Raw genomic sequence first — 15,525 nt, 5'->3', positions numbered from 1 at the left:
ACAGGCTATTGAATTTGGCGATGTTCGGAGCTAACGTGTCTTATGGGAAATTCCACACACCTGCTTCGCCATTCCGGAGACCTCCCTCCTGGCGCGCTGGCGGCGCGTGCTCCATATATCTGCCTAAACAATGCAGCATCAAGGAGAGCCACTCATGAATCCTTCTGTAGACTCTGTTGTCGCTAGCGCATTTTCGCGCCGTTCCTTCTTCCGCTTCGCCGCCGGCGCGTCCGCGCTGGCCTCCTTGCCCATCTTGACTGAATCCCACCTTGCTCTGGCTCAACGTCCTCAGTTCGCCGATCCCAACAAGGGCATCCACATTGACGCCAATGAGAATCCGCTAGGCCCTTCTGAGGCTGCGCGCCAGGCTATTGTGGACATTGTTCCGCGGGGAGGGCGCTACCTTTTCAATCTTGAGATGGATCTGACAGAGACCTTCGCCAAGCAGGAGGGACTCGATCCGGAGACTGTGAAGGTCTTTGCCGGGTCCAGCGATCCGCTGCACTACACAGTGCTGGCCTTTACGAGCAAGGATCGCCCGCTGGTCATTGCGGACCCCGGCTATGAAGCGCCCATGTGGGCGGCAAAAGCATCTGGCGCGCAGGTCATCAAGGTTCCTCTGGCCGATCCGAATGGTGCGGCTAAGCATGATGTGAAGGCGATGCTTGCCGCGTCAGCGAATCCCGGCGTGATTTATATCTGCAACCCCAACAATCCCACCGGCACATGCACGCCGCGCGCAGAGATTGAGCAGTTGGTGGCTGGTGCGCCGAAGGATACCGTCATCCTGATTGACGAGGCATACATTCACCTCTGCACGGAGCCGCAGTCCCTGGACTTTGTGAAGGATGGGAAGAATGTCATCGTTCTGCGGACCTTCTCCAAGCTTTATGGCATGGCCGGCATTCGTATGGGCTTTGCCATAGGGCGTAAGGACTTGATCGCCAAGTATCAATATTTCGGACAAAACTCAATGCCTGTCACAGCGCTGGTTGCGGCTAAAGCGAGCCTGATGGATAAGGCTCTGGTACCGACGCGACGCAAGATTATTGGCGACACGCGTATGGATACACTTGCCTGGCTCAAAAGCGATGGCTATGCAGTCACGCCCTCCGAGAGCAACTGCTTTATGCTCGATGTTCGTCGCCCCGGCCGGCAAGTGATGGCGGGGATGGCAGCAAAGGACATCTACATCGGCCGCATCTGGCCGGTATGGCCCACGCGGGTGCGCATCACGGTCGGCACGCATGACGAGATGCTCGCCTTCCGCAAGGCATTTACAGAAGTGATGGCCGCCCCTGCAGTCGCTGCTGAGCTGGAGCTGCCCCGCCTGCCAGGACGGCTGGCCGAAACGCCGTTTACCCATATGTCGTAAATGTCAGAGCCTGAGGTCAGCAAAAAGCCCCCGATGTATCGGGGGCTTTTTGCTGCAGATACGCGAAGGCCCACGGGATTCCGTGGGCCTTCGCGTATGTTGTATGCCTGAAGGAAGAGTTACCTGCCCTTAGGTTCGTGTGGGCGCTCCTGCTGCGGATGAGACTGTTGCGGATGAGGCTGGGGAGCGGGGCGCGTCTGCTGCTGTGGTGCCGGCCGCTGCTCTGGAGCCGGCCTTGTTGTAGGCTGGCTCGGACGAGACTCGGGAGCTGGCCGCGTCGCGGGTTGGCTTGGACGAGTTTCCGGGGCTGGCCTCGCTCCAGGCTGGTTGTAAGCAGGCCGCGATTCCCCTGGCGGGCGCGTGGCCGGTCCCGGACGTCCGGTATTCACAGGACCCGCAGGCCGGGCTTCATTGCCGGGGCGCTGCTCATTACCTGGCCGTGCACCTGGTGCCGGACGGTTTTCCTGTTGGAGCGGACGGGAGGCAACCAGATTCTGCGGACGGCCATTGTTAGCCTTGGCATAGGCCATGCGATCGCCGCGGGCAGTCTGCTCATGCTGGGTCTGGAAGCTCGTCGCCTGCACATGCCGCTCGTTCATATACGAGCGCTCCTGCGCGCTGGCCTGATAACGAATGCCATTCGGTCCGCCATTGAAGGCCACGCGGTTGTTGTTAATGATCGTGGTGCGGTTAATCACTTCGCGGTCCACATAGACGCGATTGCCCCATGCTCCACCGGAGCCGACGCGCATGATCGCGGTGTTGTATGCGAAGACTCCACCCCGCCACATGCCGCCGGCAAAGCCGATGCCGCCGTAGCCGAAGCCATAGTTTATGCCGCCATAATAGCCCACGTGCGGACCCCAGTAACCGCCGTGGAAGAGATAATTGCCGCCTTCCCAACCCCAGTAGGGTGGGGTCCAAAGCGCGCCCATATAAGGTGCCGGTACCCATGCGCCAGGCACCCAGAAGTAGCCATCAGGGCCGTATGCCCAGTAGCCCGGAGTCCACATCAACCCAGGTTGTGGGCAAATTGGCTGCACATAAACCGGCAGCACAGGAGGCGCAAAGCCGACGCTGATAATGACGCCTGCACGTGCCTGCGAGGCGGGAATCACGGAAATTAGCAGCGCGAGCAATAGCCAACGTGCAGAAGATCGTAAAAATCTCATATAGGTAATCCTCCTGAATATCTAGAGCCTGCGTGCTTTGGCAGACTACAAACTTAGAACCCTTGCACCCTTGGGAAGTTGCAGAGCTTGTGAAAAAACATTCATATTCAACAGGATAAAGCCTTCAGTAGCGGAAGCCGAGATTGATGCCGAGCACATGGCGTGCCTGCAGATCCACGGGAACAGGACCCGGACCATATGGAGGCGGTACATAGGTTTCACCAATCATGCCTGCTACCTGGCCAATGCCTACTCCGAAGCTGAAGTGCGGATTCTCACGCTGCGTGATCCGGACCGCATAGTCGAGCGTCGTCGGCAGCCGTCCTTCATGCACCACTAGAACCTCGTTCAGGTTTACAGAGTGAGGCGGTTGCTGGAGAAATCCGGCCGCGGGAATAATGGCAGTGTGGAACAGGAAGGGAATTGGAATCCCGAGGCCGCCGAATAATCTGCCCTGGAAGCGTGTTGACTGGCCGCCAATGCCCAGAATGGATGCATTTGTTACCTTAAAGCCAAAATTGGCGATAAAAGGCAACGGAGCGTGCAGCCATGTTTTGGTGGCCACGGCATAAATATCGCCATTGGTATAAGACTTGACCGCTTGGCCTAGAAGCCCATCGATGGCGCCGCGGAGACAAATTTATCTCCGGTCCGCACCACGAATCCCACTGCAAGGCCGGGAGTAAATGGCGATCCCTGTCCATCTTTAATGGCTACGAGCTTGCCGTTAAAGACATTCATGCCCGCAAAATGCCAGAGTTGGCTGAACTCCGCACTGTCGCCCGTTTGGTGCACGCTTCGTGTATAGCCAACCTCGGCGCGATTGCCAAAACCCTCCACAATACTGAAGGTGTGAATGTCGCCAATCACTTTGTTGGCGTTGACGAAGTAATAACCCACAGTGGGGTGCGAGAAAACATGGCTCTTCTCAACGGGAACAACGTAAGCCGTAGGCGTGACGAAGCCGCCGGTTTGTCCTTCCAGGGTGAGGTTCTGACCTTGGAGGTTAAGGTTGGCCAAGCAGAAAATCGCGGCTGAGAGGACAGCCGCAACGGGGGAAATTCTGATCTTTCGCACTGCGCACTCCATACAGGGAGCGGAGCCCTGTCAACAAATCTTCACACTTCTATCACAATTGCAGTGCAATCGTCTCGTTCGACATTGGATGGTAGACTCACGCCATGCCACAGGGCTTATTTATTACGTTTGAGGGACTCGACGGCTCCGGAAAGACCACCCAGATTAAGCGTCTGGGTGCATGGATGCGAAAGCGCGGCGCCGATCCCGTGGTGACGCGGCAGCCGGGTGGAACCGAGACAGGGGACCGCATCCGTGAGCTGCTTCTTAACTCGCGCACCGGTGGTTTGGCTCCCTTATCGGAGATGGCTCTCATGTTTGCCGATCGCGCACAGGCGATTGCAGAAGTGATTGAGCCCGCGCTTGCCGCAGGCAAGACAATTCTTTGCGATCGCTTTACCGATTCCACCGAGGCGTATCAGGGCGGTGGTCGGGAACTCGGCTCAGATCTGGTGCTCGCAATGCATCAACTCATCTGCGGAGGCCTGCAACCGGACCTGACGCTGTTGCTGCTGCCGTCACTGGAACGCAGCCTGGAGCGCGCGCGCCGCCGTAACGAGCGCGCAGCCGCGGATGAAGCTAAGGATGAAGGCCGCTTTGAAGCCGAGCAGGAGGCGTTTTTTCAGCGCGTATGGGAGAAATATCGCGCGATCGCCTCGCGCGACTCCGAGCGTGTGGTGACGATTGAAGGCGATCTCTCCATTGACGAGGTGCAGGAGCAGATTATTGAAGCCGTAACGATGCGGCTCACTCAGGCCCATAAGAAATAGGCCCTCACATACGGATTTACGCGCCAAACGTCCGCCGCAACAGCAGCAGCTGGCCAAGGTGATAGGCATTGTGGTCTACGGTCAATAAAGCTTCGCGTAGAATCGTCTGCCCATCCCCATGTGGAATCTTCGCAAACAAATTAACTGATTCATCCGCTACCAGCTCACACAAGGCTTTCCGGTCCGCCAGAAAAGACTTCACAGTCTTGTCCCATGCTTTCGCATCCGGAGGCTCAGGGGCCTTCGGCCAATAGCCTTCCGGAAACTCCGGGGACTTATGCTTCGGATCGCGTGTAAATTCCAGAATGTCCCACTGGACAATGCGCATATGTTCAAGAAGCTGCCATGGCGAATGCGGGCAATCTTCCGGGCGCTTTCCGCGCAGCTCTTCCGGGAATTTACTCACGGCGTCCTCGAACTCAGCATGCGCCTCGCTGCTCGTAAGTAGTGTTACTAATTGTTGCCGCAACGCCGCGTCATGATTCATGAAACCTCTCGCTCTCTGGATTCTGCGCCGGCGTAGAAAGCCCGGCGCTCACACAATTCAAGAGATTCCCTCCAAGAGAATCAGGATGCTTTCTTCTTCTGCTTTTAATTGTGGAACGACTTATTTGGATGGGGCGGGGGCGGCGGAACAGGGCGCGGATCTGCCTTAATTTCCTGCTCCAGTTCTTTCAGCGCGGCATTCAACTGCGCATCGTCTCCGGTATCCGTCGAGTGCGGCAGATTATCCACCACAATGTCCGGCTCTACGCCGCGGCCCTCAATCAACCACTTGCCATCAGCATAGACGCCTGTCTCCGCAGCCGTCGCCACGCCATTATCAGCCTGCACGTTGCTGCCGCTCAGCCAGATTTCGCCGCCCCATGTGCGCATGCCGATTACCTTGCCAAGTTTAAGCCGACGGAAGCCTTCGCTGAAGGCCTCGCCATCGGAAGCTGTCTCATGATCGCAAAGCACGACAACGTGTCCGCGAAACGCATACTGCATATTCCATGTCGGGTTGCCCACGCGGCCCTGGAAATAGAACCACGCCTGCCGAAGCAGCTTCTCCAAGAGCCACGAGTCGATATTGCCGCCGTGGTTGTGGCGCATATCGATAATCAGCCCCTGGCGATCGAAGACCGGATAGAACTCGCGCGCCCACTGGTTGATATCTCCAGAGCCCATCGCCTGCAGATGCACATATCCAATCGTTCCGTTTGATTGCTTGTCCACCACAGTGCGTCGCGTATACTCCCATTCGGAGTAACGCATGTTTGAGTCTTCATTTGCTGAAATCGGTACAGCAATCACATCGCGCGCTTCGCCCTTGTCGTTCTTTATATGCAGCAGCACTTGGGTTCCGGCTTTGCCGCGCAACAGCACGCGCTCATCCGGTACGCTCAGCGCATCTGTACCATCAATGCTGGTGATAACTTCGCCTTCCTTTACCGCCGATTCGGGCTTGGCCAGAGGCGGTGCCTGGTTCGGCAGATCGGGATCATGTTCATACACATGTTCCACCACGTAACCGCCGGCCTTTTCGTCACGCTTCAAACGCGCTCCAAGCGTGGCAACATCGATATGGTCGCTGGGCTTTCGCGCATCGCCGCCGCTCACAAAGGTGTGCAGCGCGGAAAGCTCTGCCACCATCTGTGCAATTACGGCATTCAGCTCATCACGATCCGACACGCGATCCACCAGCGGAAGATAACGGTCGCGCATTGCCGGCCAGTTCACGCCTTGCATGTTGCGGTCGTAGAAGTAATCGCGCTCCAGGCGCCACGCATCCAGAAAGAGACCGTGGAACTCTTCGCGCGGATTTGTAGTAATGCTCCAGCGTGAAAGATCGATGCCGGACTTTGCCTTCGCGCCGTTTCCATCCTTGACGTCGGAATCAAAGATATAGAAGTTGGTACTCTGCGCCACCAGCATCTTCTTGCGGTCCTGCGAAATTTCAAAACCGCTTACATCGCGCAGAACGGTATCCGGCTCATCGCCCTTGTTAGCAATATCCAGGCACTCCACAGAAACATGCTCATCGGGCGCGCTGATCCAGCAAAGTCGCTTCTCGGTCAGCTGCAGACTGCCGTAATTGCCTGCATGAACGGGAACCTCCGTCACCCGCGCTGCAACGTCGGTAAAGTCGATCTTGACTTCAACCTTCTTCTCGTCTTTTTTATCGTCCTTTTTGTCATCCTTCTTCTCGTCGTCCGATTTCTTGTCGTCTTTCTTATCCGCGGAAGATTTATCGTCCTGCTTTTTGTCGTCCTTCTTGTCTTCTTTCTTCGCGTCCTTGTCGTTGATATCCTTGCCGTCCTTATGAAGCTCATCGTCCGGCAGAAAAGGCGAGCGCAGCCCCGTGGTCAGAGCCAGTTGATAGATCTTCACCGTGCGATCAAAATGCGGCTCAGGCGCGCGCGGTCCCCAGGGAGCCGGCACGGTGGTCTCCAACGATCGATCAGAGAGGAAATAAAGCCATTTACCGTCGCTGCTCCATTGCGCGTTGCCGCTGTTGTAACGGTCAGAGGTAATGGTCTCGATCTTGCCGGAATCAACATTGAGAATCTTGATCTGCTGGAAAGAATTGTTCGCCGTCTCCGAGTAGGTCAGCCATTTCGAATCCGGAGACCAGTTTATGTCGCCAAAGTCTCCATTCATCGACTGAGCAATGCGTTTCTCCTGCTTGCCCTTGATGTCGTAGAGCCACAACTCCTGGTCCTTATTCCAATGTGCAAGCCAGCGTCCATCCGGTGAGGGAACCCCATCCCAGCGCAGAACCTTTGCATCGCGCGTCCATTGCTCCGGTGCACCCACGCCATTTGCCGGATACTTCCAGAACTCCGTCTCGCCGCTCTCTGTCGAAAGCGTCACAATCGATTTTCCATCCGGCAGAAAGTGCGCTTCGCGATAGCGCACTGCTGAGTTTGAAGCTACCTTCACAATGCGGCCCGGCTTGGCCGGAATCACATAGACCTCACCGCGCGCGGTGAAAACGGCACTCGATCCATCTGGCGAAAGATGCACTTCCGTCAGGTAGTCGGTCGGCTTCTTTACCCAGTGCTCACGCATCTGGTCGAAGTCGGACTGAAGTGTAATTGGAATCGCCTGTTCGCTGCCCGTAGCAGGATCTACCTGCCAGAGATCTGCGCCCGATGCGTAAACAATGTGTCCATCGGAGAGCGATGCTGCCTGCACATCGAAGACCTTCTGGTGGCTCTCCTGCTTCAAATGCTTGCCCTCTGTATCCATCGACCAGACATTCATAATGCCGTCGCGGTCCGAGAGAAAATACACACGGTCTTTCCAGAACATCGGGTGCGCAGAGGTGCCTGCGAAATCCGCCGTGAGTGGAACGGCCTCATGCTCGCCGTCGAACTTCCAGATGCTCTCTGCAAATCCGCCCTTGTAGCGCTTCGTCTCGCTCCACTGCTTTGTCCAACGCGTAAAGAAAAGCGTCTTGCCATCGCCGGAATAGGTTCCTTCAGCTGCCTCAGCCAGCGGAAGAATCTCACGCTTGCCCTGTGTGTCAATCAGCGCCAGCCTGTTGCCTGGCAGCGTAGAGTAGCGCTCAGTGGAGATCAGGAGCTTGCCATCCGGTGACCATCCAGCCGGCTGAACTGACCCCTCCCAGGTACGCCGTTCGGGCAGCCCGCCCGCAATAGGCATGGTGTAAATCTCGCTCGGTCCCTCGTAATTGGCCAGAAATGCCACCGTCCTGCCGTCAGGCGAGATAGTCGCCATTTGCTCGGTTCCGGGAGCGGTAGTCAGCCTCTGTGCGGTGCCGCCATGGAGGCCAACAGTCCACAGATCACCTTCAGAGGTGAAGACGATTGTCTCGCCATGCACCGCCGGGTAACGGTAGTAGCCTCGATGCGTATGTTCTGCGCCGGTGTCAGGCGCGTTTTCTGCAAATGCTGGGACGGTAGAAACAAGGCACAGAGCAGCAAGGGTTGCGACTCGGGCAAACGAGAGCTGGATGGGCATCAAGCCTCCGGAAGTTTCTGAATTGAAAGTGCAGAATGCCTCAGCTTCGTTGCAGAGAGCGAGGCTTTCGCGTTAGCAGGCTTTCTTGAATCTGCGTTAAGAGGATTTTACCCTGCAGCGATCTGGTTCAGTAGAACTTCCAGAGATTTCCGCGCGTCCGCCAGCGCAACCCGATTTCCATCCAGCCGGCTGATCATAAGTGCTCCTTCGAGCGCGGCAATGATCGTATTCGCGATCTCTCGAGGAACGGTCTCCGCTTTGATTTCACCGTCACGGATTCCATCGCTGATGACCTTGATCAGCCGGGTTCTCCAGTCACTCAAGGCTTCGTGCGCCAATCCGCGCAAAGTGGGGTTGCCATCGTCTGAATCAATAGCGGTGTTCATCAGCGGACAGCCGCCCGGCATACTGGACGGTTTTTCAACGAACCGTCTTACCAGCGATCTCAGCAACGCGAGCGCGCCGTGCTCGCCATCTACGTGTTCGGTACGTATTTTGACAGACTGTTTCAGCGAGTAACGAAGTGCCTCAGCGGCAAGCTCTTCCTTGCCGGAAAAATGCCTGTAGAGCCCGCCCTTTTCCAGGCCCGTAGCCTCCATCAGATTTTGCATGGAGGTTCCCTCGTAGCCGCGCTGATTGAAGATAGGCGCAGCCGCGACAACAATCATCTGCCGTGTTGTCTCGCCTTTCTTCGCCATCTCTGCTCCTCTGAATCCATCGGATGCAAAAAAACGCATCCGAAGCTGCCACATTGAATCTGATCCATTATGAGACCGATCGGTCTCAAATTTCAAGCAACTTCGGATTCTGCATGGCCGCCACAGCTACCGTTGCCCCATCCGCTCCGCTCCGCCTGACCGTTGCGCGCCCCGCCATCAATCCATGGGTGATTGCGCTTACCGTCACGCTGGCCACATTCATGGAGTTGCTTGACACCTCCATCGCTAATGTTTCTCTTCCTTATATAGCCGGCGGCCTGGGGCGCTCTTATGACGAAGTCACCTGGATTCTAACTACATATCTAGTCGCCAATGCCGTAGTTTTGCCTATGTCCGCATGGCTTTCCCGCGTGCTTGGCCGCAAAAATTACTACATGATATGCGTGGCGCTTTTCACCGCAACATCGTTTCTCTGCGGCATCGCGCCAAGCCTCGAAATCATGCTGCTCGCGCGCGTTCTGCAGGGCATTGGTGGTGGCGGTCTTGCCCCGGTAGAGCAGGCCATCCTGGTCGATACCTTTCCGCCGGCCCAGCGCGCCTCGGCCTTCGCGCTCTACACCATCGCGATTGTCACCGCACCGGCCATTGGCCCGGTGCTCGGCGGTTGGATCACTGACAACTACAACTGGCGTTGGGTTTTCCTGATCAATATCCCGATCGGTATTCTTTCCATGGTGCTCACCAGCCGCTTCGTGCATGATTCGCCACAGTTTGCAGAGGAACGCAAAACCGTTCGCGGCCCGGACGGCAAGCTTCGCGTGGACGCCTTAGGCATCGCATTGATCGGTATTGGCTCAGCCGCGCTGGAAATTTTCCTCGATCGCGGTCAGATTGACGATTGGTTCGGCTCCAACTTCATCGTGGTGATGTTTGTCATTGCCTTAGTCTGTCTCGTTACGGCAGTCTTCTGGGAGCTCCATCACAAAGACCCAGTCATTGAATTCCGCTTGCTGAGATCGCGTAACTTCGCTCTCGCCAATCTCTTCTACTTCGTCTTCGGCGTCGGGCTCTTTGCATCGACCACCATGATCCCGCAACTCCTGCAATCACTCTACGGCTATCGAGCCATCGACGCGGGACTGGTTCTCGGCCCCGGCGCATTTGTCATCACGCTGCTGGCTCCCGTAGGTGCACAGCTCGTTCAGCGCAAAATCGTCCAGCCGCGTATCCTGCTCTTCGGTGCTGTGGTGGTGGTCGGAATTTCTTTCATCCACTATAGCCATTTCACTCTAGACACCGATTACGCGCACTATGCCTGGGCCCGCGCGCTCCAGGGTCTCGGCTACGCATTTTTCTTCGTCCCGCTCTCGGTCATTGCCTACTCGGAGCTCAAGCCAAGCGAAAACAACAAGGCATCTTCGCTCACCAATTTCTTTCGCAACTGGGGCGGCAGCTTCGGCATTGCCTTTATGAGCACCATCACGGAGCGCCGGCAGGACTTCCATCAATCCAGGACTGGCGGCAGTATCGCCGCTTCTTCTCCCTGGCTGCAGCAGCAGGTGCAAAACACGGCAGCTTTTCTTGAGACGCACGGCTTTTCCCATGCTAACGCGCTCAGCGCCGCGTATGGTCGCGTCTACGACCAGCTCCATAATCAGACGCAGATGCTTGCCTTTATGGACTGCTTCTACATTATTGGCATCCTGACGCTGATCGCTGCCCCGCTGGTGCTGTTGACGCGGCGCTTCCATATTGGCGGCGGACCGGCCGGTGGGCACTGAGGCGCCAGGCTCCTTTATGGCACAATAAGTAGATGGGCCTATGGCTCATCTACTCCCAGGCATGAAAGCTACTCGATACAGAAGCGCGTGGATTTGGCTTGCGGTCGCCGTTGTGGCTGTTGCCACCGTGGCGCGCGCAGAAGCCGGTGCGGCAAACTCCGCGGCATTCGCGCATCCTGTCTTCGAGTTTCTCTCCGGGCATTCAAATTCCAGCGCATTCACTCCGCGCGGCGTTCCACGGCTGCTGAAGAGCTGGTCCTCGCGCCAGACATACTCCGCCACTCGCAACTCCAGTGATAGCCTGATACAGGCTATGTTGCCGGTGCTGTTCATCGGCCTCATTGCGCCGTTGGGTTTTCTGGCTTTCCGAACAGATTTCTCCCGCTGTTATCTGGCATCTCCAGCTCTTCCTTCCTCCTTCCAGCGTCCTCCGCCTGTCTCGCTCGCCTGACCTTTTCAGGTTTGCAGCATCGTTCACAGGCCCGCGAAAGATCCCAGGCCTAACTCCCTCAGAGCGCGGAATTCACACTGAAATACGGAGCAACACGTGGTTCTCGATAAAGTACTGACAAAAATCTTCGGCACAGCCAATGAGCGTGCCGTTAAACGCCTTGTGCCCATTGTGGCGCAAATCAACGCACTGGAAGAAAGCGTTCAGAAACTCTCCGACGAGCAGCTTCGCGCCAAAACTTTTGAATTCAAATCGCGTATCGCGGCTCGCGTTGCTGAACTTAACGATGCGGATGCCATCAAGGTCGCTGAGAACGCTGCGCTCAATGAGATCCTCCCGGAGGCCTTTGCGGTAGTCCGCGAAGCTGGCTGGCGTTCAGTCAAAATGCGCCACTTCGACGTGCAACTGATCGGCGGCATGGTACTGCACGCGGGCAAAATCTCCGAGATGAAAACCGGAGAAGGAAAGACTCTCGTCGCTACGCTTTCCTGTTACTTGAACGCACTTGCCGGTAGAGGCGTTCACGTCATCACGGTCAACGACTACCTCGCCAAGCGCGACGCCGAGTGGATGGGGAAAATCTATGAATTTCTCGGCCTCACCGTCGGCGTTATCGTGCACGACTTGAGCGATGAGGAACGCCGCAATGCCTACGCCTCTGACATCACTTACGGCACCAACAATGAATTCGGCTTTGATTACTTGCGCGACAACATGAAGTTCGATATCAAGGACTGCGTACAGCGCGGGCACTATTACGCGATTGTCGATGAAGTCGACTCCATCCTCATCGATGAAGCACGCACGCCACTCATCATCTCCGGCCCCACTGACGTCACCTCTGATCAATATGTTCGCGTTCGCAAAATCATGCCCCTGCTCAAGTTAGGCGAAGAAGTGGAGTGGAGTGACCACAAGCGCCAGGCAGAACTCGGAATCTCGCTCTCTGAAGGTGAGAAGTATTTTAGCGGCGATTATGTTGTCGATGAGAAGCATCGCACCATCGGCGTCACAGACGAGGGCTGGATCACCATCGAAAAACATCTCGGCATCGACAACATTGCTGACGTCGAAAACTGGGATCTCAAGCATTACGTCGAAAATGCCATCAAGGCGGATGCGCTTTATCGCCGCGACGTGGAATACGTCGTCAAGGACGGCGAAGTCATTATCGTCGATACCTTTACCGGCCGTCTCATGCCGGGTCGCCGCTGGAGTGATGGCCTGCACCAATCCATCGAGGCCAAAGAAGGCGTGAATATCCGCAAGGAAGATCAGACCCTTGCCACCATTACCTTCCAGAACTACTTTCGCCTCTATCAAAAGCTCAGCGGCATGACCGGCACAGCAGAAACTGAAGCCGCCGAGTTCGAAAAAATCTACAAGCTTGAGATCGTGGTCATCCCCACAAACAAGCCGATGCTTCGCCTCGAAAATTCTGACGTTGTTTATCGTACTGAGAAAGAAAAGTACACAGCTGTCGCGGACAGCATCGCCGAGCTGAATGAAACAGGCCAGCCTGTCCTGGTCGGTACCACTTCCATTGAGAAATCGGAGCGCCTCTCGAACATCCTGCAGCGCAAGGGCGTGCGGCACGTCGTGCTGAACGCAAAATTCCACGAGCGCGAAGCGGAGATCGTCGCGCAGGCCGGTCGTTTCGGCATGGTAACCATTTCCACAAATATGGCGGGCCGGGGCACGGATATTCTGCTCGGCGGCAATGCGGACTTCATGACCCGCCAGCAGCTCGTCAAGCAGGGGCACGCTCGCGCCATCAGTTTGGCTGAGGGCGCCATCAACCCCATGGCCCCAGCCGGCTTCCTGCGCTTCTACTATCAGGGGCAGGAGTTTGAGATCTCTGAGCCCGACTGGACAGAGGTCAACATCATCCATGCCGCCACCGCCGATGCTGAGCGGGAAAAAGTCCGCGAGGCAGGCGGTCTTTTTATCCTCGGCACGGAGCGTCACGAGTCCCGCCGCATTGATAATCAGCTCCGCGGCCGTGCCGGACGCCAAGGTGACCCAGGCGCCTCGCGCTTCTTCCTCTCGTTGGAAGACGATCTCATGCGTATCTTCGCCAAGCAGTGGGTTTCCGTATTGCTGGAGCGCTTGGGCATGGAAGAAGGCGTGCCTATCGAGTCGCGCATGATCTCCAAGCGCATTGAAGGTGCGCAGAAAGCTGTCGAAGCGCAAAACTTTGAGTCCCGCAAACATCTGCTTGAGTACGACGACGTAATGAATAAGCAGCGCGAAGCCGTCTATGGCCTGCGTCGCAAGCTTCTTGAAGGTGTCGACCAGCGTGAGCTTGTGCTGGATGACTACGTGAGCAATATTCTGAGCGGCGCGTTGGATGAGTTCTCGCCTGAAAACGAGCATCCTGACAAGTGGAATGTGAAGGGTCTCGAAGAGAAGGTCATAGGCCAGTTCGGGCTCAGCTTGAGCGCTGCAGGCATCAACATCGCCGAACTCAATCGCCACGAGCTAGGCGATACTATCTACGAACGGCTCAAGCAGGAGTACGAAGCGAAGGAGAAAATTCTCGGTCCTGAGACTATGCGCTATCACGAGCGCATGGTCATGCTCAGCGTCATCGATGGGCTCTGGAAGGATCATCTCCTCTCAATGGATCACCTGAAGGAAGGTATCGGCCTGCGCGGCTACGCGCAACAGGATCCGCTCGTGGCTTATAAGCGCGAGTCCTTCGATATGTTTGAGAGCATGATGCAGCGCTTCCAGGAAGACACCGTGCGCTTCCTCTTCCGCATGCAGATCATCGATGAGAGTGGTCAGCCGGTGCAGGCTGTACCGCAGCCTAGCAGGCATGTTCCTCCTGCGCCGCCTGTGGCCAGTGCTGTCATCGATGCCGTTCCTGCTCCTCGCGAAATCGCGGCCGCAGCCGTACCCGTACCTACGCGCGCGCCGCACACCACCATCGACGCACTCGAAAAGGAGTTTGCTCGCAAAAAGGAGCGGGAGCTAAAAGCCGCGCAGATGGCCGGAGGCTCCGCTGCCGGCGCGCCTAACCAGCGCCGCACGGGCGAAAAAGTAGGCCGCAATGATCCGTGCCCTTGTGGCTCAGGCAAGAAGTACAAAAAATGCCACGGCGTGGAAGCATAAGCTGCGCCCGATAGCAAAAGGCGCGCCACTCTGGCGCGCCTTTTGTGTGCCGCAATACCTTCAGTTTTATTGCATAGCAAAGTTGATTTCCACGGTCACAACCGAAACACCGTCGCCTGGAACAAATTTCCATTTACGAACAGCATCCTCGGCAGCACCGGCCAGCAGGCGGTTTCCATTCATAGCCTTGGCATCGGTAACTTTGCCTTCCGCATCCACGGTGGCTTGAATGCTGACAGACCCGGAGATCTTCATGCGCTTGGCGAGTTCAGGATAAACAGGCTGCACGCGCGTCTTGACAGCGCGTTCATCCGCACGGGCAGTAACTGCCAAGGCGGCCAGAAGAACCAGGAAGGCAACGCGGGCAAACCAGCTGTTCAGATGCTGCCGGAAATTCAGCAGGGAAGAGGCGAATGATTTCCTCATTGGGGTCCTCGAGCGCGGTGGCGCATCTGTCCGTTTTATCGGCGGATTGCGGCTGCACATGAGAGGAGTTTCAGGCGAAGAAACGGGACAAGCCGCGCAGTTCAGTGTGCTGCGGCGGAAGCGTGAACTGCTTCAAAGGTCAGGTCTGAGGCAGTGGAATTGTTCTCCGCGCGCCACTGTTCAAACAGCCTGCCGTAGCTGGCGGTAATGTAATCATTCGGCGCAACTCCCAGTGCCGCAGCTACACGGTCAATCCACTCCGGCTCGCCCTCAAGCTCGGCAAAGCTGCCAATCGGGGTCTCATCCACCACGCAATGTCCGTTGCCATCGCTCCACTCGCTACGCCATTTCTCGTATCGAAAGGCCGGAGCCAGCCCCAGCGAGCGAAAAACCTCCGCCAGCGCCGTTCCATCCGCAACTGCGGTCTCAGTCTCAATGCGATGCTTGTGCCGGTCTTCCCCGGGCCCAGATTCCGGCGGCCGCTTGTGGGTCAACACCGTTCGGCCTGCGTAGCTGCGAATGCGAAGAATCTCGGTTCTGGAGCGCATCATCCGGTCGGCAGTGTCATAGAGTGTATTGCTCTCAAACGCGCGCGGCGTCTCACAGTGAAATCCAGATTCTTTCAGCCGACGGCTGAGGTCCTCCGCGTCTGTAACGCGAAATTTTACTTCGGTCTCCACGGCGATCATGCAAAAAGTATACGCCGGGTCCACTCGCTGGCCATTCAT

General features: G+C 56.8%; 13 protein-coding genes. 5 read left to right on the top strand and 8 right to left on the bottom strand.

Annotation, left to right across the window (positions count from 1 at the left end; translation table 11 throughout):
- Positions 1-154 precede the first annotated feature (154 nt).
- Positions 155-1,375, top strand: coding sequence for a pyridoxal phosphate-dependent aminotransferase (locus VO84_RS03965; RefSeq protein WP_058185991.1), 1,221 nt, complete (start codon positions 155-157; stop codon positions 1,373-1,375).
- A gap of 119 nt (positions 1,376-1,494) precedes the next feature.
- On the opposite strand, the gene VO84_RS23000 is transcribed toward VO84_RS03965, so the two are convergent.
- From VO84_RS23000 to VO84_RS03950, 3 genes are all read right to left on the bottom strand, one after another.
- Positions 1,495-2,547 carry a YXWGXW repeat-containing protein gene (locus VO84_RS23000; protein ID WP_082661688.1) on the bottom strand — a complete coding sequence of 351 codons (1,053 nt, stop codon included), beginning with the start codon at positions 2,545-2,547 and terminating at the stop codon, positions 1,495-1,497.
- Between the two features lie 124 nt (positions 2,548-2,671).
- A complete protein-coding gene (locus VO84_RS03955) occupies positions 2,672-3,112 on the bottom strand; it encodes a hypothetical protein (RefSeq protein ID WP_058185989.1) in 441 nt (146 codons plus the stop codon).
- A gap of 41 nt (positions 3,113-3,153) precedes the next feature.
- Entirely contained in the window at positions 3,154-3,624 is a 471-nt protein-coding gene (locus VO84_RS03950; RefSeq protein WP_157439710.1) for a hypothetical protein, read from the bottom strand.
- A gap of 104 nt (positions 3,625-3,728) precedes the next feature.
- Here VO84_RS03950 and tmk point away from each other — a divergent pair, with 104 nt between their 5' ends.
- Entirely contained in the window at positions 3,729-4,394 is a 666-nt protein-coding gene (tmk, locus tag VO84_RS03945; RefSeq protein WP_058185987.1) for a dTMP kinase, read from the top strand.
- Between the two features lie 16 nt (positions 4,395-4,410).
- Here the strand turns inward: tmk and VO84_RS03940 are convergent, their stop codons facing one another.
- From VO84_RS03940 to VO84_RS03930, 3 genes are all read right to left on the bottom strand, one after another.
- A complete protein-coding gene (locus VO84_RS03940; RefSeq protein ID WP_058185986.1) occupies positions 4,411-4,881 on the bottom strand; it encodes a DinB family protein in 471 nt (156 codons plus the stop codon).
- A 104-nt stretch (positions 4,882-4,985) separates the two neighbouring features.
- Entirely contained in the window at positions 4,986-8,363 is a 3,378-nt protein-coding gene (locus tag VO84_RS03935; protein ID WP_058185985.1) for a S41 family peptidase, read from the bottom strand.
- Between the two features lie 107 nt (positions 8,364-8,470).
- Positions 8,471-9,061, bottom strand: coding sequence for a TetR/AcrR family transcriptional regulator (locus tag VO84_RS03930; protein ID WP_231737774.1), 591 nt, complete (start codon positions 9,059-9,061; stop codon positions 8,471-8,473).
- A gap of 113 nt (positions 9,062-9,174) precedes the next feature.
- Here VO84_RS03930 and VO84_RS03925 point away from each other — a divergent pair, with 113 nt between their 5' ends.
- From VO84_RS03925 to secA, 3 genes are all read left to right on the top strand, one after another.
- Positions 9,175-10,803 carry a DHA2 family efflux MFS transporter permease subunit gene (locus tag VO84_RS03925; protein WP_058186022.1) on the top strand — a complete coding sequence of 543 codons (1,629 nt, stop codon included), beginning with the start codon at positions 9,175-9,177 and terminating at the stop codon, positions 10,801-10,803.
- A gap of 61 nt (positions 10,804-10,864) precedes the next feature.
- Complete coding sequence (locus tag VO84_RS03920; protein WP_058185984.1) at positions 10,865-11,254, top strand: hypothetical protein; 390 nt, start codon at positions 10,865-10,867, stop codon at positions 11,252-11,254.
- Between the two features lie 96 nt (positions 11,255-11,350).
- Positions 11,351-14,371 (top strand): preprotein translocase subunit SecA, encoded by a 3,021-nt coding sequence (gene secA / locus VO84_RS03915; protein ID WP_058185983.1) that lies wholly within the window; start codon positions 11,351-11,353, stop codon positions 14,369-14,371.
- A gap of 66 nt (positions 14,372-14,437) precedes the next feature.
- Here the strand turns inward: secA and VO84_RS03910 are convergent, their stop codons facing one another.
- Positions 14,438-14,857: an energy transducer TonB gene (locus VO84_RS03910; protein ID WP_082661687.1), complete on the bottom strand. Its 420-nt coding sequence runs from the start codon at positions 14,855-14,857 to the stop codon at positions 14,438-14,440.
- A gap of 41 nt (positions 14,858-14,898) precedes the next feature.
- Positions 14,899-15,486 (bottom strand): class IV adenylate cyclase, encoded by a 588-nt coding sequence (locus VO84_RS03905; protein ID WP_058185981.1) that lies wholly within the window; start codon positions 15,484-15,486, stop codon positions 14,899-14,901.
- Positions 15,487-15,525 lie beyond the last annotated feature (39 nt).

Source organism: Occallatibacter gabretensis, assembly GCF_001449115.1.
Taxonomy (GTDB): Bacteria; Acidobacteriota; Terriglobia; order Terriglobales; family Acidobacteriaceae; genus Telmatobacter; species Telmatobacter gabretensis.
Note: the sequence above shows the minus strand (reverse complement) of the source record. Positions and strands in the feature narration are given on the sequence as shown.